This window comes from Pseudomonas sp. Tul2A7 (assembly GCF_054790505.1).
On record NZ_CP186499.1, the window covers coordinates 3,432,050 to 3,451,712 of the forward strand.

17 protein-coding genes are annotated in these 19,663 nt (G+C 59.0%); 5 read left to right on the forward strand and 12 right to left on the reverse strand.

Going from position 1 to position 19,663, the window contains the following annotated elements; translation table 11 throughout:
* Nucleotides 1–10: 10 nt before the first annotated feature.
* The 6 genes from ACOYXJ_RS15470 to ACOYXJ_RS15495 are packed head-to-tail and all read right to left on the reverse strand — an operon-like array spanning nt 11 to nt 6,213.
* Complete coding sequence (locus ACOYXJ_RS15470) at nt 11–1,720, reverse strand: NAD(P)/FAD-dependent oxidoreductase (RefSeq protein WP_460370284.1); 1,710 nt, start codon at nt 1,718–1,720, stop codon at nt 11–13.
* A 20-nt stretch (nt 1,721–1,740) separates the two neighbouring features.
* A complete protein-coding gene (locus ACOYXJ_RS15475) occupies nt 1,741–2,226 on the reverse strand; it encodes an aromatic-ring-hydroxylating dioxygenase subunit beta (RefSeq protein ID WP_095122369.1) in 486 nt (161 codons plus the stop codon).
* On the reverse strand, nt 2,207–3,505 hold the full coding sequence (locus ACOYXJ_RS15480; RefSeq protein ID WP_460370287.1) for a Rieske 2Fe-2S domain-containing protein: 1,299 nt from the start codon (nt 3,503–3,505) through the stop codon (nt 2,207–2,209). The genes ACOYXJ_RS15475 and ACOYXJ_RS15480 overlap by 20 nt, the downstream gene beginning before the upstream one ends.
* Before the next feature lie 14 nt (nt 3,506–3,519).
* The gene (locus ACOYXJ_RS15485) at nt 3,520–4,452 is read right to left on the reverse strand and encodes a flavin reductase family protein (protein ID WP_460370290.1); all 933 of its coding nucleotides are present in this window, start codon (nt 4,450–4,452) and stop codon (nt 3,520–3,522) included.
* Nucleotides 4,449–4,865: a DUF4440 domain-containing protein gene (locus tag ACOYXJ_RS15490; protein WP_102901018.1), complete on the reverse strand. Its 417-nt coding sequence runs from the start codon at nt 4,863–4,865 to the stop codon at nt 4,449–4,451. Before ACOYXJ_RS15490 ends, ACOYXJ_RS15485 begins: the two co-directional genes overlap by 4 nt.
* Nucleotides 4,846–6,213 (reverse strand): MFS transporter, encoded by a 1,368-nt coding sequence (locus tag ACOYXJ_RS15495; protein WP_460370292.1) that lies wholly within the window; start codon nt 6,211–6,213, stop codon nt 4,846–4,848. The genes ACOYXJ_RS15490 and ACOYXJ_RS15495 overlap by 20 nt, the downstream gene beginning before the upstream one ends.
* Before the next feature lie 105 nt (nt 6,214–6,318).
* Here ACOYXJ_RS15495 and ACOYXJ_RS15500 point away from each other — a divergent pair, with 105 nt between their 5' ends.
* Nucleotides 6,319–7,206 carry a LysR family transcriptional regulator gene (locus ACOYXJ_RS15500; RefSeq protein ID WP_460370294.1) on the forward strand — a complete coding sequence of 296 codons (888 nt, stop codon included), beginning with the start codon at nt 6,319–6,321 and terminating at the stop codon, nt 7,204–7,206.
* A gap of 286 nt (nt 7,207–7,492) precedes the next feature.
* Here ACOYXJ_RS15500 and glpD read toward each other — a convergent pair whose 3' ends face one another.
* The 4 genes from glpD to ACOYXJ_RS15520 all read right to left on the reverse strand — a co-directional run bounded on the left by glpD (nt 7,493) and on the right by ACOYXJ_RS15520 (nt 12,798).
* Nucleotides 7,493–9,031: a glycerol-3-phosphate dehydrogenase gene (gene glpD, locus ACOYXJ_RS15505; protein ID WP_102901022.1), complete on the reverse strand. Its 1,539-nt coding sequence runs from the start codon at nt 9,029–9,031 to the stop codon at nt 7,493–7,495.
* A 319-nt stretch (nt 9,032–9,350) separates the two neighbouring features.
* The gene (locus ACOYXJ_RS15510) at nt 9,351–10,106 is read right to left on the reverse strand and encodes a DeoR/GlpR family transcriptional regulator (protein WP_007916700.1); all 756 of its coding nucleotides are present in this window, start codon (nt 10,104–10,106) and stop codon (nt 9,351–9,353) included.
* Nucleotides 10,107–10,366: 260 nt separating this feature from the next.
* A complete protein-coding gene (gene glpK / locus ACOYXJ_RS15515; RefSeq protein WP_110718865.1) occupies nt 10,367–11,869 on the reverse strand; it encodes a glycerol kinase GlpK in 1,503 nt (500 codons plus the stop codon).
* Nucleotides 11,870–11,946: 77 nt separating this feature from the next.
* Entirely contained in the window at nt 11,947–12,798 is an 852-nt protein-coding gene (locus tag ACOYXJ_RS15520) for an MIP/aquaporin family protein (RefSeq protein WP_095123248.1), read from the reverse strand.
* Nucleotides 12,799–13,160: 362 nt separating this feature from the next.
* Here ACOYXJ_RS15520 and ybaK point away from each other — a divergent pair, with 362 nt between their 5' ends.
* Together ybaK and ACOYXJ_RS15530 are read left to right on the forward strand one after the other, a co-directional pair.
* On the forward strand, nt 13,161–13,631 hold the full coding sequence (gene ybaK / locus ACOYXJ_RS15525) for a Cys-tRNA(Pro) deacylase (protein ID WP_460370298.1): 471 nt from the start codon (nt 13,161–13,163) through the stop codon (nt 13,629–13,631).
* A 95-nt stretch (nt 13,632–13,726) separates the two neighbouring features.
* Nucleotides 13,727–14,509, forward strand: a complete 783-nt coding sequence (locus ACOYXJ_RS15530) for a PhzF family phenazine biosynthesis protein (protein ID WP_150794600.1) — start codon at nt 13,727–13,729, stop codon at nt 14,507–14,509.
* Between the two features lie 118 nt (nt 14,510–14,627).
* On the opposite strand, the gene ACOYXJ_RS15535 is transcribed toward ACOYXJ_RS15530, so the two are convergent.
* Both ACOYXJ_RS15535 and argF read right to left on the reverse strand, forming a co-directional pair.
* Nucleotides 14,628–15,737: an ABC transporter ATP-binding protein gene (locus ACOYXJ_RS15535; protein WP_460370301.1), complete on the reverse strand. Its 1,110-nt coding sequence runs from the start codon at nt 15,735–15,737 to the stop codon at nt 14,628–14,630.
* Nucleotides 15,734–16,654 carry an ornithine carbamoyltransferase gene (gene argF / locus ACOYXJ_RS15540; RefSeq protein ID WP_038369078.1) on the reverse strand — a complete coding sequence of 307 codons (921 nt, stop codon included), beginning with the start codon at nt 16,652–16,654 and terminating at the stop codon, nt 15,734–15,736. The genes ACOYXJ_RS15535 and argF overlap by 4 nt, the downstream gene beginning before the upstream one ends.
* A 404-nt stretch (nt 16,655–17,058) precedes the next feature.
* Between argF and ACOYXJ_RS15545 the strand changes: the two genes are divergently transcribed.
* Together ACOYXJ_RS15545 and ACOYXJ_RS15550 are read left to right on the forward strand one after the other, a co-directional pair.
* On the forward strand, nt 17,059–17,349 hold the full coding sequence (locus ACOYXJ_RS15545) for a hypothetical protein (RefSeq protein ID WP_027612069.1): 291 nt from the start codon (nt 17,059–17,061) through the stop codon (nt 17,347–17,349).
* A 134-nt stretch (nt 17,350–17,483) separates the two neighbouring features.
* Nucleotides 17,484–19,589, forward strand: a complete 2,106-nt coding sequence (locus ACOYXJ_RS15550; protein WP_460370303.1) for a molybdopterin oxidoreductase family protein — start codon at nt 17,484–17,486, stop codon at nt 19,587–19,589.
* The last annotated feature ends 74 nt before the right edge of the window (nt 19,590–19,663 follow it).

The window sequence follows — 19,663 nt, forward strand, 5'->3', positions numbered from 1 at the left end:
AGGGACTGGGTCAGCAGTAGCGGTACTGCGAGTGCAAGTCGTCGAGCGGGTTACCGGCAATCAGGTCGCCGCCCAGGCTGCTGATCACCGCGCACGCGCCATTCAGCGCGGTCTGGATGGCGCCTTCGGCCCAGCCGCCGGTAAACGAGGCGCCGCAACCGGCCAGGTACAAACCGGTGTCCTGTTGCGGATCGAGTGCAGTGCGGAACTGATAGAACAGGCGCTCGGAATAAATATCGTCGCCGGGGAAGTTCAGCTTGAAAGCACCGAGTGCGTGCTTGTCGGTCAGCCAGTCGTATTCCAGAACGTAACGCTGGTAGTCACCGTCCAGCGGCAGCAGATGGCTGGCAAATTCCGGCGCGCTCATCGCCAATTCATCGACCAGACGCAGGCAGCGCTGCACCTTGTCGGTCATCGAAACCATCTTGTGCGAGTCGTCTTCCCAGGTGTAACTGATCAACACCACGCCCCAGGAATCCGCATCGTGCGGCGCGTAGTCAAGGCAATACACGCCCTTGACCAGGGTGTCGGTCTGGATGTTTTGCGCCAGGCCATGTTTGAGCCAGAACTTGTCCTTGGTCAGGATGAACAGTTTCGATGAACCGACCATGTGCGTTTCGTTGATCGCCCGCGCGACGTCGCGATTGACGAAGGCCTGGTTCTGCGTGAGCTTGAGGTTCACTTGCAGGGCGCGGGTCGTGGTGGTGGTGATCACCCGGTCGCAGGCGTAGGTTTCGCCATTGCTGCCGGCCAGCAGAATCTCGCCGTGCGCACCTTTGTTGATCGACTCGATGCGCGTGCGGCAAATCATGTCGCGCACCTGAATACCGTTGAATTCGCTGTCGGCAATCCGCTCGGCCAGCGAAGAAATGCCGTTGGGCACCAGACGCTGATTGACCTCCAGCGCATTCACCACCAGCCGCAGGATCTCGGTGAACGAGGCGCGATACACCGACTGGAAACCACCCGAGCCAATGCCCAGCGAGCCAAACAAGTGGAAGTCTTCAGGCTTGCGCCACGGCTTGCCGCCCGGCGGCTTTTTGCCGGTGAAGATGCGCACCATCGCCGAGTAAAACGAGCTGTCGCCGAAGCAGTCCAGATAGCGTTGCCACTCGGGCTGCACTTCGCAGTAGTTGTGCTGCTTGAGCAATTCGGTGATCAGCAGTGGCGGTGCCAGGCACGTGCCGTCATCGAGGGTCACGCCCTCGCTGAGAAACGCGATCCAGCCCTGGTGCACGGTGCTGAACAGTGCTGGCGGCGGTTGCATCGCCGCCCAGTGATGGGCTTCGCCACGGTAATGGATTTCGGTGTCGACCACGCCCGGGTCGGGAAACGCTTCGGTGGTCTGGATGCCGAAACGATTGAGGTAGTGAAACAGCCCGACTTCACTCGGCGGAAAGCGCATGGCGCCCATTTCGGCGATGAATTGCGGTTGGTCTTCGTCAAAGCACTGGGTCAGCAGACGCCCGCCGACATGCTCAGGTTCGGCTTCAAACAACGTCACGCGACGCGCACCGGCGCGCAGCAATTCGTAAGCGGCGACCAGCCCGCTGAGGCCTGCACCGACGATGCCGATGTGTTTTTCGGCAGTTTCCGCTGGCAGGTAACCAATGGCCTCATCGGCACTGCGCAGGAACTGGCCATAGTCATACAGCAGATCGACGTAGGGAAAAGACAGGCACGCGGACGCCTGACTGGAATCATGGGAAATAGGCTTCACAGGGGGGAATTCTCGATCGATCAGATAATGAGCTGCAGGCTTTCAAGGGCGCGTGCTGGGTTGAGCAAGAGGATCTTCTTGCCGTGAATCTTCCACGTGCCATCGATGTTGATCAGTTGATGTTCGACGGTCACCGGGTAGTGCCATTCGTTGTCGCCGCGGGCTTCGCAATAGAGCATGTTGGAGCTGGCGAAAGCGCTGAATGAGGCTGCGTCGAGGGTGATCCGCGGGCGCTGGGCGATATGCAGGCTGCGACTCTTCGGTTGCTGGGAAAAGTTGCGCGCGTTGGCCAGCCGGTTGATCCGCAGCGTGGTCAGAAAACGGTCTTCATACACCAGCGACGATTCGTGCAACGGGCTGACCTGCTCACGGGTCATGGGAATCCAGTAGTGGTAGTCATCGCTGAGCAGTTGTTGCCAGGCGTCGAAATCCTGCTGGTCGAGCAAGTGCAGTTCGGTCTCGATCAGTTGCTCGATGGCGTGGTGATTAGATTGATCGTGTTGCATGGTCGTCCCGCATCAAGTGCTGCCAACTGTTATAGAAATTACGCATGGCCATTTCGCTGGTGCCGGACACCACTTGGGTCTGCGCATAGGATTCGTTCGGGCTGAACAGGCGGGCGACGTTGACCCATTCGTTGGCGTCGCTGCCCAGGCCTTCCATGGCCCGCTCGTACATTTCCACGTCGTCGTGGGCGACCATCGAGCACGGCGAGTTGATCAGGTTGTTGTACTGCACGGTTCTTTCCAGCAACTGCACGGGCGCGCCTTGCAGTTCGAAGATCCACGACTCGACGATGGTTTCGCGGGCGCTGACCGGTTTGATCACGCGCAAGGTCTGGATCGGTCCCTTGACCATCAGGTTGGGGAAATACACGGTGTTGTGGCGGGTGTCGTCGAGGATTGCTCGGGCCTGCTCTTCACCGTAGCTTTCGACCATCTGTTCCCAGTAGCCGGGGATGTCGGTGTACGCCTTGTGGATCGAATTACTGACCCCGGTGTGCCCGTGGCCGTTGGCCCAGACGCGAATGCCCATGCCGGCGAAAAACTCGTAGGAGGCCATGAACGGCGAGAACAGTTCGACCGCCATCGGTGGCTTGCCGTGATCACCGGTTTCCTGCCACAGGCGTATGGCTTCGCCGGCCGACGATTCGTGGGCGATCATCGGGTGGCAGGTGTCGGTCTGGTTGTCGACGACCATTTTCCAGTTGCAACGATGGCGGTGCAGCAATGGCTGGCCGATCACTTTCAACTGGCCTTGCGGCGAGCGCATGACCATGTTGTCCAGCGTCGACAGCGACTCGCCGAAAAACTCCTCGAAGCCGATGCCTTGTTCCGTCAGACGGACAAAGACGAAGCCGCGATAGTTGTGCACCGCGTTCACCGGGCGCATGCCTTTGTGCGCAGAACAACTGCTGAGGTCGCAGTCGTCGTATTCCTTTTTCAGCGGAATGCTCAGCAGTTCGCCGTCAGTCTTGAACGTCCACGCGTGATACGGGCAGCGCATGAAGCGGCCGACATTGCCGCGCGCTTCGGCGAGGACTTTCACGCCTTTGTGCGGGCAACGGTTATGCAGCACGACGATGGCGCCGTTCTTCTGCCGCACCATCGCCAGCGGCTGTTGGGCGAGGGTGGTGGTGAAGTAGTCGCCGGTCTCGGGGATCAGGCTGTCATGACCCAGGTAGCACCAGCTCGCGGCGAATACGCGCTGCTGTTCCTGTTCGAAAAGCGCCTGATCAAGGAACAGAGATTTATGCACTTCTCTGCCATTGAAATAGTTGTCCAACGGGGTGTCCTCTCTCAGATTGCCAGTTTCAGGCGCGGGCTTTTGGCGCGGGAGACGCAGGGATAGATCCGTGCGCTACAGGCAGCTTCTTGTTCGCTCATGATGAAATCACGGTGGTCGACTTCACCTTCGAGTACGTCCAGCGCACAGACGCCGCATTCACCGCGACGGCAGTCGTAGAGGGGGTCGAGTCCGGCCGCTTCGAGGGCTTCGAGCAGCGATTGCTCAGCGCTGACGGTAACGCTGACGCCAGAGTCGGCTGCCTCGATGACAAAGCCTTGCGCGGCGTCATCGCGGGCAACGTTGAACACTTCCAGATGGATCTGCTCCCGCGCCAGGCCAACGCTTTCGGCGTGGCTGAGCACGGCGCTGAGCATCGCCGCCGGGCCGCAGACATACAGACGGTCATCGGCGCTCAGGTCGGCAAGCACCTCGCTGATCGCCGGGCGACTGCCGGAGAGGTGCAGTTGCAGACGTTCTTGCAGCTGTTCTTGCAGGTGTCGGGCATAGACTGCGTCGTCGGCGCTTTTGGCGAAGTAGTGCAGGTGCGCAGGGCGGTTCAATGCGTCCAAGTGGCGCAGGATGCCGGTCAGCGGCGTGATGCCGATGCCGCCGGCAATCGCGATGTCACGCCCGCTGTCAGCATTGAGCGGGTAGTTGAAGGTGTTTAGCGGACCTTCAAGTTCCACGCTGTCATTGACCGCCAAGGTGCGGATGTACTGGCTGCTGGCGGAGTCCGGCGAGAGGCGGATGGCGAAGGTGAAGCAACCTTCGGCCACCTCATCCACATGAACTGTCGAATAATGACGGCACTCGTCCAGCCCCGGAATCAGCCATTTGAAGTGCGCACCGGCATGGGTCATGTCCGCCAGGGTGGCCGGACCACTGACGGTAACTTCCTTGATCGACGCCGAGAGCATCCGGCATTGAGTGACGGTGAATTTCATGCAGGCTGTTCCTGACTGATCGGCGTTTCGTGCAGGTACAACCATTGGACGTCATGGTGCTGGACGCGAAGGATCGCGACCGAGATGCGCGACGTTTCTATCTGGTTCAAGCGATGGCTTTCCTTGTAGCGCAGGGCCACGGTCGAGCCTTCGTGCCAGACCGTGTGCAGGTCGCTGATCAGAATCTCCAGACCTTTACGGGCACCGACGGCGCCGCTGAACAGTTGCTCGACTTGTGCCCGACCGATCACGGCGGCCGACGTGGTGACCATGCTGAAGTGTTCGGCGAACACCGCCATCAGCGGCGCGATGGCTTCTGCGCCAGCACCGTCGGCATCGGTGAAGACGCGGTGAATCAGTTCGTGCACGTGGTGAATACTGTGTTGCGCTCGTTCAACCAGGTTGTTGTTCATGGCATTCCTTTGGAGGGTTCAATTGACTCATCTGAAACAGCGGGAACAGCCCGACCAGTGCCGCAATCGCGAACGTCGCGTGGTAGGCCTGTGTGGTGTCGAACTGCTTGAGCAGCACATTGAAAATCATCAGAAACAACGCGGCACCGAGGCTGAACGACATCTGCCGATTGATGTTCCAGATCACGCTGGCCTTGTGCGTATCACCGCCGGCGAAATCCATCAACGAGGTGGTTTGCGCGGTGTTGGCGCCGATGCCGCCGCCGATGCCCATCAGGCTGTAAGCGATGACGATTACCCACAGGTCCGTCGGCGCGTTGACCAGCATCAGCGTGGCGATGCCGGCGCTGTGCAGCAGCATGCCGAGGGTGAACAGGCGTTTCGCGCCGACGCGGTTGTAGACCCGGCCGCAAATCGTCATCGCAATGAACGCGCCGATGGCGTAGAGGATCATGAACATCCCGGTCAGCCGGGCACTGAAGTGCAGGGTGTTCTGCAGGAAGAAAATGCTCATCAGGTTGACCCCGGTGAACACGCCGGGAATCGCGTAATAGATGAGGATCGAGGTGCTGAGTTTCTTGCTTTTGAGCAGGCTCAGTTCGATGATCGCGTTGCTGCAGCGGCGGTAGTGCCGCAGGTACAGCGCGATGAACAGCAAGCCCGCCGCGACACAGCTCAACGCGGCCAGCGCCGGGTAGTCTCCGCCGTACAGCGACATGCCCATCAGCAGGCTGGCGAGTGCGGCACTGACCAACAGCAGGCCTTTGATGTCCGGACGTGGCAGGTCCGCTGGTTTGCTTTCCTTGATCCACAACCACGACAGCCCGGCGGCGATCAGCGAGAACGGAATGTTGCTGTAGAACACCCAACGCCAGGAGCTGCTGTCGACGATGATGCCGCCGACCGTCGGTGAAATCGCCGGGGCAATCAGCGCGACGGCCATCACCAGTGTGGATATTTTCGCCCGTTGCTCGCCCTGAAACAGATTGAAGGTCAGCGCCTGACCGACCGGAATCAGCAGCCCGCCACCGACGCCCTGAATGAACCGCCAGATCACCAGTTCGTGGAAACTGTCGGCCATGCCGCACATCCACACAGAGCCGGTGAACACCAGCATCGAAGCGGTGAGAATCTCGCGACTGCCAAAACGCCCGGCCAGCCAGGTGCTGACCGGAATAATCAGGGTCAGGCCAAGAATATAAGCATTGGCGACCCACGCCACCGATGAAGTACTGACCTGTAAAGTTGCCGATATACTCGGCAAAGCCACAGCCGACATGAATATGTTTATACAGTCAATAAAAAAGCCGATCAAAAAGATCAGCGCAATCTTGTAGCGATAGTTCATGTTGTATCCCCTTTGCCGCGCAGCATAGGGGCGATGGACTTGAAGTGTCGATACGACTATGCTTAAAACAATGTTTGACAGGATTTAACAGTGAGCCATAGCGCCATGCATTCTCATCTTAATCGGGTTCAGACGTTCCTCGCGGTGGTGGATTTTGGTTCTTACACCAAAGCCGCGAATTATCTGAGCATCAGCAAAGCCATGGCCAGCCTGCATGTCAAGGCACTGGAAGAAGTTTTGTCGGCGACGCTGTTGATCCGTAATACCCGCAATATATCGCTGACCGAAATAGGTCAGGAGTTTTATGAGGAGTTCAAGGGTATTGTCGCGGACATCGACAATGCGTTTGATAATGTTCTGAAAGGTAATAATCGGGTATCCGGAAAGTTGCGGATTAGTTCAACCAGTGAATACGGTGAAAAGTATATTCTGCCGTTGATCCCACTGTTCTCCGAGCGTTATCCGGAAATTCGCCTGTGCTACAACTTCAACTCTTCATTGAATGATCTGGTGGCGGAAAAGCTTGATCTGGTGATTCGTCTGGGCAACTTGGCGGATTCGGCATTCAAGAGCCGCAAGTTGGCCGATTATGAAATCGTGCTGGTCGCCACCGAGCAATTTCTCGCCCGACACCCTGTGGGTGAACCGCAGGATCTGAACAACGTGCCGTGGATTGCCAACAGCAATTTGCAGGCGCCGACCCAGTGGACATTGCGTCATGGGTCAGGGCAGGGCGTCGAGGTTGGCGGTACCAGCCACTTCGAGTCGAACTCGTCGACGGCGATTCGCTCGATGACGTTGTCGTCGCTCGGTGTCTCGGTCTTGCCGGCGTGGGTGGTAGCAGATGACATTGCCGCCGGACGTCTGCTGCGCTTGTTGCCGGAGTATTCGCTGCCTTCGCAGTCAATCAATGTGGTATTTCCCAACACCCCGCATTTGCCGCACAAGTCGCGGGCGTTCATTGATTTTCTGTTGTTGCATTTGGCGCAGTGATCCCGGCCCCAAAGCCCCTCACCCTAGCCCTCTCCCAGTGGGAGAGGGGACTGATCGGGTTGTCCTTGCGAGTTCCGCCGACCTGAAATATCGAGTCGACCTCAGAATTTGAACAGCCCCGGATCGGCTCTCCCTTTCCCTGCGCGGTATTTGAACGCCCCCCGATCTGCTCCCTTTCCCCCTCGCCCCCCTTGGGGGGAGAGGGCTGGGCTGGATTTCATTGGCACAACAAAAAGCCCCTGGATCTCACAATTCAGGGGCTTTCGTTCAAGCGACGATCCGAAAATCAGGCCGCTTCGATCTTGCGGTTCTGTTCAACCTTGCCCAGATACGCCGCCAGTTTTTCCTGCTCAGCCGGCGTCGTGAACAAACCGAGTTTGCTACGGCGCCACAGAATGTCGTGGGCAGTCGTGGCCCACTCTTCGCTGCACAGGTAATCGACTTCACGGGTGTAGAGCCCGCCGCCGAGGTGTTCGCCCATGTCGGCCAGGGTTTCCACGCCTTCAAGCATGCGCCAGGTGCGGCTGCCGTAAGTAGTGGACCAGCGACGAGCGATCTCGGTCGGCACGAAGTCGAACTTGTCGCGAATCTGCGCGCACAAGGCCTGCGGGGTGGTCATGTCTTCGCCACCTGGCAGGGTGGCGGTGGCGGTCCAGCTTGGTCGCATCTGGGTGAAGAACGGCAGCAACTGCGCCATCGCCGATTCAGCGAGTTTGCGGTAGGTGGTCAGCTTGCCGCCAAACACTGACAGCAGCGGCGCTTCTTCGCCGCCGGCCGACAAGGCCAGGGTGTAATCGCGGGTGACAGCCGACGGGTTGTCGGATTCGTCGTTGCACAGCGGACGCACACCGGAATAGCTGTGCTGGATATCGTCGCGGCTGATCTGCTGCTTGAAGTGCGCGTTGACCACTTTCAGCAGGTAATCGGTTTCGGCATCGGTAATCGCCACTTTTGCCGGATCGCCAGTGTATTCACGGTCGGTGGTGCCGATCAGGGTGAAGTGGTTGTTCAGGTACGGAATGGTGAAAACGATGCGCTGATCTTCGTTTTGCAGAATGTGCGCGTGATCGCCTTCATACAGCTTCGGCACGATGATGTGGCTGCCCTGAATCAGGCGGATGCCGTACGGCGATTCCATCTTCAGGTCGTCACGGATGAACTTGGCAACCCACGGGCCGGCGGCGTTCACCAGCGCTTTGGCAGTGATCGAAAACAGGCTGCCGTCGGCACGCTCCAGATTCAGATGCCACAGGCCCTTGGCACGGCGGGCGCTGACGCAGCGAGTCTGGGTGTGCACGTGGGCGCCTTTTTCACGGGCGGCCATGGCGTTCAGAACCACGAGGCGGGCGTCGTCGACCCAGCAGTCGGAGTATTCGAAGCCTTTCTTGATTTCGCTTTTCAGCGCGCTGTCGGCGCCGAATTTCAGGCTTTTCGAACCTGGCAGTTTTTCGCGCTTGCCGAGGTTGTCGTAGAGGAACAGGCCCGCGCGGATCATCCACGCCGGGCGCAGGTGCGGACGGTGCGGCAGCACGAAGCGCATCGGTTTAACGATATGAGGCGCCTTGGCCAACAACACTTCGCGCTCAGCCAGCGCTTCACGTACCAAACGGAATTCGTAATGTTCGAGGTAGCGCAGGCCACCGTGGATCAGCTTGCTGCTGGCCGACGAGGTGTGGCTGGCGAGGTCGTCTTTTTCGCAAAGGAACACCGAAAGCCCGCGACCGGCGGCATCCGCTGCGATCCCCACGCCATTGATCCCGCCGCCGATAACGGCGATGTCGTAGATCTCGGAGAGTGGGGGCGTACGCAAGGTAGAGGTGGACATCGGCTGGCCTCGGGTTCTTTTGATTTTCTATATTGGAAATCGAACATGAATGTTCATTTGCGAAAATGGTAGCCCATAAACACGCGCGCAGCCAGTCACGTTCGATTGAAAAAACTCATCGAAGGGCGATTAAAAGAAAATTTTCGAACACTAAATGCGCGCAAGGGCGCAGAAGACGTTTTGTTTGATCAATTTCTTTCGCGAGCAGGCTAGCTCCCACAGTGGGTGGAAGACTCACAAATCTTGTGATTGGCTCGTATCTCTGTGGGAGCGAGCCTGCTCGCGAAGGCGTCAGTACAGACAATGAAGAGAAAGGTAGTTAAACGACTTCCAGGCGAATCTTGTGCTGACTCAACAACTGCGCCAGCGCCGGCACCGGCTGCTGATCCGTGACCAGGCAATCAATCAGACTGATCGGCCCCAACCGAATCATCGCGTTGCGCCCGAACTTGCTCGAGTCCGCCGCCAGAATCACCTGCCGCGCATTGGCAATAATCGCCTGGGAAACCCGAACTTCCTGATAATCAAAATCCAGCAAACTGCCGTCTTCATCAATCCCGCTGATCCCGACCAAGGCAAAGTCCACCTTGAACTGATTGATGAAATCCACACTCGCCTGACCCACTACACCGCCATCACGACGGACATTGCCGCCAGTCAGCAGCACATCAAAATCATCCTTGGCACTGAGCATCGACGCCACGTGCAGGTTGTTGGTGATGATTTTCAGGTGATTGTGATTGAGCAGGGCGCGGGCGATCGATTCGGTGGTCGTGCCGATGTTGATGAACAGCGAGGCGTGATCGGGGATCTGTGCGGCGATGGCTTCACCGATGCGTTGTTTTTCATCGCGCATCTGGTCGGCGCGCATCGCATAGGCAGTGTTTTCGACGCTGGAATCGTAGGCAGCACCGCCATGGTAGCGACGCAGCAGATTGGCTTCCGCGAGCTGATTGATGTCGCGGCGGATGGTTTGCGGGGTTACAACGAACAGCGTGGCCATTTCCTCGATGCTCACATAGCCGCGTTCGCGGACCAGCTCGAGGATTTGCTGCTGACGGGGAGGCAGATTCATGGGGCTTCCTTTGGGCTGCCGTGCAAAATTTGCCCATGATGACGCAGGAATCCGCTCCCGACCAGTTTCCAAACAACGTGAAAGCTACTTCGTGCTGGGCGCCTACGGCGTTACGCAAGCCATCCTGCGTTAAAAACAGGCTCGGACTGCTCATTTACAAGCCCGTAAACTCCGCGTCCTCGCCTGTTTTTGCCTTGGCTTGCCTTCGCTCGCTACGCTTTCACGCTGTTTGGACCGCTTCAGCCAGTCCTAAGGTTGGCTTATTCAGCGTCTTCACGCGCCCAGTCACGGGTGCGGCTGACGGCTTTTTTCCAGCCTTTGTACAGCTTCTCTTTCTCGGTTTCGTCCAGGCTCGGCTCGAACTCGCGCTCGATCACCGCTTTACCGCGCAGTTCGTCCAGGCTGCCCCAGAAACCGCACGCCAGACCGGCCAGATACGCCGCGCCGAGTGCCGTGGTCTCGCGCATTTGCGGGCGCTCGACTTGGGTACCAAGGATGTCGGCCTGGAACTGCATGAGGAAGTTGTTCGCCACCGCGCCACCGTCCACACGCAGAGCCTTGAGGCGTTCGCCGGAGTCCTGTTGCATGGCGTCGAGGACGTCGCGGGTCTGGTAGGCGATCGACTCCAGCGCGGCGCGGATGATGTGATCCACACGCACACCACGCGTCAGACCGAACAGCGCGCCACGGGCATACGGGTCCCAGTAGGGAGCGCCGAGACCGGTGAACGCCGGTACCAGGTACACGCCGTTGCTGTCCTTCACTTTATTGGCGAAGTATTCGGTGTCGTGGGCGTCGTTGATGATCTTCAGTTCATCGCGCAGCCACTGCACGGTAGAGCCGCCGTTGAACACCGCGCCTTCCAGCGCGTAAGCGACTTCGCCACGCGGGCCGCAAGCGATGGTGGTGAGCATGCCGTGCTGGGATTTCACCGCTTTGTCACCGGTGTTCATCAGCAGGAAGCAGCCAGTGCCGTAGGTGTTTTTCGCCTGGCCCGGCTCGACGCACATCTGCCCGAACAGCGCCGCTTGCTGGTCGCCGGCGATACCGCCGATAGCAATGCCGCTCTTGGTGCGACCGTAGATTTCCGAAGAAGCTTTAACTTCCGGGAGCATTTCGCGCGGGATGTCGAGGATCTCGAGCATCTTCGAATCCCACTCCAGCGAGTGGATGTTGAAGAGCATGGTGCGCGAGGCGTTGGTGTAATCGGTGACGTGCACCTTGCCGCCGGTGAATTTCCAGATCAGCCAGCTATCGACGGTGCCGAACAGCAGTTCGCCGTTGCGCGCACGCTCGCGGCTGCCTTCGACGTTGTCGAGGATCCACTTCAGTTTGGTGCCGGAGAAGTACGGGTCGGTAACCAGACCGGTGTTGTCGCGGATGTACTCTTCGTGGCCATCGCGCTTGAGTTGCTGGCAGATCTCGGTGCTGCGGCGGCACTGCCAGACGATGGCGTTGTAGACAGGGCGGCCGGTGGTCTTGTCCCAGACCACAGTGGTTTCGCGCTGGTTGGTGATACCGATGGCGGCAACCTGATCGTGATGCAGACCGGCCTGGGCCAGCGCTTCAACCATTACCGCGCTCTGAGTGGCGAAGATTTCCATCGGGTCGTGTTCGACCCAACCGGCCTGTGGGTAATGCTGGGCGAACTCGCGCTGCGCGGTGCAGACCACGTTCGCGTCGCGGTCGAAAATGATCGCGCGAGAGCTGGTCGTACCCTGATCAAGGGCAATGATGTAGTTCTTATTCTGAATGTCGGTCATGTCGATTGCCTTGGACGAAATAAGGGAGGGTGGGCCGTGGCGCAGGCTCTAAAGGGCAGGAACCCGCGCCGACTGTTTCAAGAAGTTCTTGGTTTGCCGTCAATGGCCGGTTCTGCATCCTTTGTAGCAGGTGTGGCGCCGGTCAGGTGACGGGCGATGAGCCCGCGATACCCGGCAGCGCCGAGGCAGGCACCGACAATCGGTGCAAAAATCGGAATCAGGAAGTACGGAATATCGCGGCCGCCAGTGAAGGAAATTTCACCCCAGCCGGTAAAGAAAGTCATCAGTTTCGGACCGAAATCGCGTGCCGGGTTCATCGCAAAACCGGTCAGCGGGCCCATCGAGCTGCCGATCACCGCGATCAGCAAGCCGATCAGCAGCGGTGCCAGCGGGCCTTTCGGCAGGCCGTTGTTGTCGTCGGTCAGCGACATGATCACGCCCATCAGAATCGCGGTGATGATCATCTCGACCAGGAACGCCTGAGCAGTCGACAGCACCGGATTGGGGAAGGTCGAGAACACCGAGGCCAACTCAAGGCTGGCGGCCGAGCCACGGACCATTTGATGAGTTTGTTCGTAATCGAAGAAAAGATTGCTGTACAGCGTGTAAACCAGCAGCGCGCCGCAGAAGGCGCCGGCGATCTGCGCAAGAATGTAGAACGGCAGTTTGCGCTTTTCGAAGTCAGCGAAGATTGCCAGAGCGATGCTCACGGCCGGGTTCAAGTGCGCGCCGGAAACCCCGGCAGTGAGGTAGATCGCCATGCTCACGCCGACGCCCCAGATGATGCTGATTTCCCACAGGCCAAAGCTGGCGCCCGCGACTTTGAGCGCGGCGACACAACCGGTGCCGAAAAAGATCAGGAGGGCAGTACCCAGAAACTCGGCCATGCATTGGCTCGAGAGCGTTGGTTGCTGTAAAGCAGTTGTCATTGAAAACCTCGTTTTTTGTTGTTGTCTGGCGCGATGCCGTCAGGGCAGGGCGCGATTTTCCCCGGTCAGGAATCCCCATTCCTTTCGCGGTTTACTGCTGAATGCTGCGGTGTCGATAATTCTTACATTATTCAGATTCGAAAAAATATAGACAAGAAACAAACCTGTCAAAGGTCGAAAGTGAACCGTCGGTCACAATAAAACTATTCGTTGTGTGAATGATCCTGTGTCGTCCACGCGCGATGGTGTTTGCAGAATGTCTGCAAGCCACGGGAATCGTGGCTTGGGATAGAGCCTTTTAGGGGCTGATCACCTAGAATCCGGCACAGTGTTTTTCCATCACTGCCGAGCCCGGAGCTGCCATGACCCCTGCGTTGGACTTGTTGAAAAAAGTTCGTGCCGAACATTGCGTGCACAGTTACGAACATGACCCAAAGGCCGCGTCCTATGGGCTGGAGGCCGCAGAAAAACTCGCGCTTGAGCCAGCGCAGGTGTTCAAAACCCTGCTGGCGGCCAGCGAAAAGGGCGAGTTGCTGGTGGCAGTGGTGCCGGTCGTCGGAAGCCTCGACCTCAAAGGTCTGGCGCATGCAGCAGGCGTGAAAAAAGTCGAGATGGCGGACCCGGCAGCGGCACAGCGCTCCACCGGTTATCTGTTAGGTGGTATCAGTCCGTTGGGGCAGAAGAAGCGCCTGCGCACCTTCATCGATAACTCGGCTCAGGGTTTTGCGACTATTTATGTCAGCGCCGGGCGGCGAGGGCTGGAAGTTGAATTGGCACCTGCCGTGCTCGCCGAACACACCCAAGCGAAATTTGCCGATATCGGCCGTGCGTAGTCGTTATCACTGTATGCAGAAAATTGGCCGGTTCTGTCACTGGCGTTGATCGCCTCGTGGTTGCATGCTCTGCCGACTGACTTAGGGAGAAGGTTATGCAGCTCGAGTTTCATCAGGTCGACGCGTTCAGTGATCGACCGTTCAGTGGCAATCCGGCGATGGTCTATCGGCTGGATGCCTGGCTTGCGGATGAGCTGATGCAGAAGATTGCCGCCGAGCACAATCTGGCGGAAACCGCGTTTCTGGTGCGCGAGGGGCAGGCCTGGCATATCCGCTGGTTTACCCCGACCACTGAAGTACCGTTGTGCGGACACGCCACGTTAGCCAGCGCTTATGTACTGTTCGAAATCTACAAGGAAAGCGCCGAGCGTATCGACTTCACTTGCATGTCCGGCGCGCTTAGCGTCACTCGCGAAGGTGATCGGTTGTGGCTGGATTTCCCGTCGATCGTGCCGTCAGAGATTGGTGTGACGCTGGACGTCGAGCGGGCGCTGGGTGTTGAGGCGGTGGATGTGCTCGGCTCTAACGAACTGTTTGTGGTGCTGGAGTCAGAGCAGGCAGTGCTTGATTGCAAGCCGGACATGGTTGCACTCGCCAAACTGCCGTGGCTGGGCGCGATCGTTACGGCGCGGGGCAATCAGCACGATTTCGTTTCGCGCTATTTCGCGCCGGCGATTGGCATCAATGAGGATCCGGTGACCGGGTCGACGCATTGCAGCTTGATTCCGTATTGGTCGAAGCGACTGGGCAAGTCGAGCCTGACCGCGTATCAGCGTTCGGCGCGGGGTGGGGAGTTGTTCTGTCGGCTAGAGGGCGAGCGCGTAAAAATCGGCGGCAATGCGACGCTGGTTGCGAGCGGTACATTGTTGTTGGGCTAGCCCAAAAGCACTGTGGGAGCGAGCCTGCTCGCGAATACGGTCGTTCAGTCAAATCATCTGTGACTGATACATTGCATTCGCGAGCAGGCTCGCTCCCACAGTTTTGATCCAGAGCGGATCAGAGGGTGGTGCTGTAGCGGCGCACGCCGTTTTCCACTACCGGGATTTGCGCTGCGGTGCTGCCAGAGGCCTGGAACAAAACCAGATGCTCCGCGGCAACACGAATCCCCACTTGCGCACCGACATGGTGATCCGCATGGCTCGGGAAAATCGACTCCAATTGCGCCCCCGTCGGCAGTTGCAGGCGATACAGCGTCGAAGCGCCCAGGAAGGTCTTGCCGACAATCCGTGCTTTCAACCCACTGTCCGGCGCATAAACAATGTCATCAGGACGCAGCAACACATCCACGGCGCCGCCAATCGGCCAGGTATAAGCCCGATTACCGCGCAACTCTCCCAGTTCGGTCTGCACCGATTCCGGGCTGCCAAGCTGGCCGCGAATGAAATAACCCTGACCAATGAAGCTGGCCACATAAGGCGTTGCCGGCTCGTGATACAGGTTATACGGCGTATCCCACTGTTCCAGTCGACCTTCCTTGAACACGCCAACGTGATCGCTGACGGCAAAGGCTTCCTCCTGATCGTGGGTCACCAGAATCGCGCTGGTGCCACGGGCCTTGAGAATGTCGCGCACTTCATGGCTGAGCTTGCGGCGTAGTTCGCCATCGAGGTTGGAGAATGGCTCGTCGAGCAGCAGCAATTGCGGTTCCGGCGCCAAGGCGCGGGCGAGGGCTACGCGCTGCTGCTGGCCGCCGGACAACTCGTGCGGAAAGCGTTTGCCAAGGTTTTTCAGGTTGACCAGTTCGAGCAGCTCTTCGGTGACGCGCTCCTTGTTCGGATGCTTGCGAATACCGAAGGCAATATTGTCGGCAACGCTCAGGTGCGGGAACAGCGCGTAATCCTGAAACACCATGCCGATCCGGCGTTTCTCCGGCGCCAGGGTGAAGCCGGCGCTGGAAATGGTCTCACCGCCGAGGGTGATTTCACCTTCGTGCACCGGCTCGAAACCGGCGATGGCGCGCAGGGTGGTGGTCTTGCCGCAGCCGGACGAGCCGAGCAGGCAGCCGATGTCACCGGTGTTGAGGTGCAGATTGAGGTTCTGCACCACACGTTGATCTTGATAGCCGCAAGCGAGGTTGCGCAGGTTCAGCAGTAATTCATGGCTCATGCGTGGTGATATGCCGGTTCGACGAGGAACTCGAGCAGGGCCTTCTGTGCGTGGAGACGGTTTTCTGCCTGATCCCAGGCGACGGAGCGCGGATCATCAAGCAGGTCGAGGCTGATTTCTTCGCCACGGTGCGCAGGCAAGCAGTGCATGAACAGCACGTCCTCGGCAGCGAGGTCGAGCAGGGCACGGTTGACCTGGAACGGCGCGAACAGCTTGAGGCGCTTGGCAGTTTCCTCTTCCTGACCCATCGAAGTCCAGACATCGGTGCTCACCAGATGCGCGCCGCGCACGGCATCGGCCGGATCGCGAACGATGGTCACGCGATCGCCAGCCTTGGCGACGAACTCAGGGTTTGGTTCGTAGCCTTCAGGGCAGGCTACGCGCAATTGGAAATCGAACTGCATCGCCGCTTCTATATAGCTGTTGCACATGTTGTTGCCGTCGCCGATCCAGGCCACGGTCTTGCCCTGAATCGAGCCACGATGCTCAAGGAAAGTCTGCATGTCGGCCAGCAACTGACACGGGTGCAGATCATCGGAAAGGCCGTTGATCACTGGCACGCGCGAGTTGGCGGCGAATTCGGTCAGGGTGCTGTGGGCAAAGGTACGGATCATCACCGCATCGAGCATGCTCGACATGACAATGGCGCAGTCGCCGATCGGTTCGCCACGGCCCAGCTGGGTGTCGCGCGGCGAGAGGAAGATCGCCTGGCCACCGAGCTGGATCATGCCGGCCTCGAAGGAGATCCGCGTGCGGGTCGAGGACTTCTCGAAGATCATGCCCAGCACGCGGTTTTTCAGAGGCTCGAACAGTACGCCGCGGTTACGCAGGTCCTTGAGCTCAACGCCTCGACGGATCACGCTGACCAGCTCTTCGGGCGTGCAATCCATCAGGGAGAGAAAGTGCCTTGCGCTCATCATTGACTACCTTTTTGCTACAAACCGCAGATGCTCAAAGCCTTGTTTAACGGAACAACGGGCGAGACCTGCGGCGTAAGCCGCACGGGGCGACGAAATAGGGGGAGGCGCGATATTGACACTAAATGTCGCGTTTTTCCAATAGGCTACAGTTTTTGCGAAAATCGAAGGGCGCACTGGATATTGCAGTCGCGCATTTGAAGCCGGGTTCAGGACAGCAGCGAGTCCCTTTGTACACCGGCCTCGCAGGGCTTGGCAATGCGGCGTGACGGGGATTGCGTCGCTTGGGTCGGTTTACCACCGTGGCGCCATGCCATCATTTGGTCGGATGTTCAGGCTGAAACATTTGCTAAAGCAAAGTGCTGGGTTATAAATAAGTTTCGAGCGACGCAGGAAGCCTCCGCATGGAATCGAAAGAAAAACTGTTAATGGAATTGCTGGGCCACACGGCTCGCTCCCTGACCCATCTCACCGCGTCGGTCACCTCAATGTCCTTCGAACTGCTGCGCAGCGAAGACGAAGTGGTGAAGACCGCCGGCCGCCACATGATTGATCGCATGGCGACCATCAGCGCCGGCCTCGACGAGCACTGGCGCCTGATCGGCGAACTCACCGGCGTCCACGTCGCCCATGAGCAGATCGAAACCATCCAGGAAATTCAGCTGGCCGCGCCGCCGCAGCTGCCGTCGAACTGATCGGGGCGGTATATCGGCGCACCTGATAGGCGTCGATTCACAAGACGAACGTCGCTGGCGCCTGAACGGCGCCGGGGCCATAGTTTTGTTCCCGCGGACGTTATTGCCCGCCCAGAACAAGACAGAGACTGGCCATGACCAAGACTCTCCATCACCGTGCCTGCCATCTGTGTGAAGCCATTTGCGGGCTGACCATCGAAACCACCGAAACCGATGGCCACGTCGCGATCACCTCGATCAAAGGTGATGCCCTCGACACCTTCAGCCGTGGCCACATTTGTCCCAAAGCCGTGGCCCTGCAAGACATCCAGAACGATCCGGACCGCCTGCGTCAGCCAATGCGCCGCGTTGGCAGTGAATGGCTGCCAATCGAGTGGGACGAGGCCTTTGCGCTGGTGGCCGAGCGGCTGGCGGCGATTCAGGAGCGTCATGGCCAGAACGCTGTGGCGGTCTATCAAGGCAACCCGAGCGTGCACAACTACGGGCTGATGACTCACAGCAATTATTTCCTTGGGTTGCTGAAGACGCGTAATCGCTTTTCGGCGACCTCGGTCGATCAGTTGCCACATCACCTGAGCAGCTATCTGATGTACGGCCACGGTTTGCTGCTGCCGATTCCGGACATCGATCACACCGACTTCATGCTGATCCTTGGCGGTAATCCGCTGGCCTCCAACGGCAGCATCATGACCGTGCCGGATGTTGAGAAGCGTTTAAAGGCAATCCAGGCGCGCGGCGGTAAAGTCGTTGTGGTCGATCCACGGCGCAGCGAGACGGCGGCCATGGCTGACCAGCACCTGTTCGTGCGTCCCGGTGGCGATGCGGCGCTGTTGTTTGGCATGCTCAACACGTTGTTCAGTGAAGGCCTGACCCGCGACAGTCATCTGCCGGTCGATGGTCTGGGTGAAGTGCGCGCGGCAGTCGCCGCGTTTACCGCTGAAACCATGAGTCCGTTGTGCGCCGTGCCTGCCGAGCAGATCCGCCAGCTGGCGCGTGACTTCGCTGCTGCGCCGAGTGCGGTGTGTTATGGGCGCATGGGCGTCTCGACCCAGGCCTTTGGCACGTTGTGCCATTGGGTGGTGCAGTTGATCAATCTGGTCACCGGCAACCTCGACCGGGTTGGCGGCGCGCTGTGCACCGAACCTGCGGTAGATCTGGTGGCGTCGACCTCGGGCGGGCATTTCAACAAATGGCAGAGCCGTGTCTCGGGACGTCCTGAATACGGCGGCGAGTTGCCGGTTTCGGCGCTGGCCGAAGAGATGCTCACCGAAGGCGAGGGCCAGATCCGTGCGCTGATCACCGTCGCCGGTAATCCGGTGCTGTCGACGCCGAATGGGCGGCAACTGGAGCAAGCGCTGGACGGCCTGGAGTTCATGGTCAGCATCGACCTTTACATCAATGAAACCACGCGCTACGCCGATCTGATCCTGCCGTCGACCTCGGCGCTGGAAAACGATCACTACGACACCACCTTCAATCTGTTCGCGGTGCGCAACGTCACCCGCTTCAACCGCGCGATCCTCGCCAAGCCTGAGGGTGCTTTACATGACTGGGAGATCTTCGTGGGCCTGGCCAAGGCGTTTGCCGAGAAGACCGGCAAGGAGCTGAAACCGACCATGCCACCGGCGAAGATGATCGACATGGGCCTGCGCATGGGCATGTACGGTGACGCGTCTGAGCAAAAGCTGTCTTTGGCGACACTGTTTGATCATCCGCACGGTATTGATCTGGGGGCGTTGAAAGCTAATCTGGCGCCGCGCCTGAAAACGCCTGATCAGCATGTACAGGCCGCTCCGCCGGAGATCCTTGCTGACCTCGCGCGTTTCGCTGCATTGCAAGCACCGGCCGCCGATGAGCTGTTGATGATTGGCCGCCGTCATGTGCGCAGCAACAACTCCTGGATGCACAACTATCACCGATTGGTGAAGGGCAAGCCGCGTCACCAGTTGTTGATGCACCCGGATGACCTTGCCAGTCGTGGTCTCAACGATGGTCAATTGGTGCGCGTCAGTTCGCGGGTCGGGCAAATCGAAGTCGAAGTACTCGGCAGCCTCGACATGATGAAAGGCGTGGTCAGCCTGCCGCACGGTTGGGGCCATGCGCGCCCGGGCGTGCAAATGGCGATTGCCAGCGGTCAGCCGGGGTCAAGTGCCAATGACTTGACCGATGAATGCCAGCTCGACGAGTTGTCCGGTAACGCAGCGCTCAATGGTGTGCCGGTGACGGTGGCGGCGGCTTGATCTAGTCTGTCGGGGAGACCGAGCATGGCGCTCGGGATTCCGTTACAATGCGCCACCGTGCCGACCCATGAGTC

Bases quoted from the DNA above. Each gene is read 5' to 3' on its own strand.
- argF (WP_038369078.1), bottom strand. From the start codon at position 16,654: ATGAGCGCAAGGCACTTTCTCTCCCTGATGGATTGCACGCCCGAAGAG.
- ybaK (WP_460370298.1), top strand. From the start codon at position 13,161: ATGACCCCTGCGTTGGACTTGTTGAAAAAAGTTCGTGCCGAACATTGC.
- ACOYXJ_RS15530 (WP_150794600.1), top strand. From the start codon at position 13,727: ATGCAGCTCGAGTTTCATCAGGTCGACGCGTTCAGTGATCGACCGTTC.
- ACOYXJ_RS15500 (WP_460370294.1), top strand. From the start codon at position 6,319: ATGCATTCTCATCTTAATCGGGTTCAGACGTTCCTCGCGGTGGTGGAT.
- glpD (WP_102901022.1), bottom strand. From the start codon at position 9,031: ATGTCCACCTCTACCTTGCGTACGCCCCCACTCTCCGAGATCTACGAC.
- glpK (WP_110718865.1), bottom strand. From the start codon at position 11,869: ATGACCGACATTCAGAATAAGAACTACATCATTGCCCTTGATCAGGGT.
- ACOYXJ_RS15485 (WP_460370290.1), bottom strand. From the start codon at position 4,452: ATGAAATTCACCGTCACTCAATGCCGGATGCTCTCGGCGTCGATCAAG.
- ACOYXJ_RS15475 (WP_095122369.1), bottom strand. From the start codon at position 2,226: ATGCAACACGATCAATCTAATCACCACGCCATCGAGCAACTGATCGAG.
- ACOYXJ_RS15535 (WP_460370301.1), bottom strand. From the start codon at position 15,737: ATGAGCCATGAATTACTGCTGAACCTGCGCAACCTCGCTTGCGGCTAT.
- ACOYXJ_RS15545 (WP_027612069.1), top strand. From the start codon at position 17,059: ATGGAATCGAAAGAAAAACTGTTAATGGAATTGCTGGGCCACACGGCT.
- ACOYXJ_RS15490 (WP_102901018.1), bottom strand. From the start codon at position 4,865: ATGAACAACAACCTGGTTGAACGAGCGCAACACAGTATTCACCACGTG.
- ACOYXJ_RS15520 (WP_095123248.1), bottom strand. From the start codon at position 12,798: ATGACAACTGCTTTACAGCAACCAACGCTCTCGAGCCAATGCATGGCC.
- ACOYXJ_RS15495 (WP_460370292.1), bottom strand. From the start codon at position 6,213: ATGAACTATCGCTACAAGATTGCGCTGATCTTTTTGATCGGCTTTTTT.
- ACOYXJ_RS15510 (WP_007916700.1), bottom strand. From the start codon at position 10,106: ATGAATCTGCCTCCCCGTCAGCAGCAAATCCTCGAGCTGGTCCGCGAA.
- ACOYXJ_RS15550 (WP_460370303.1), top strand. From the start codon at position 17,484: ATGACCAAGACTCTCCATCACCGTGCCTGCCATCTGTGTGAAGCCATT.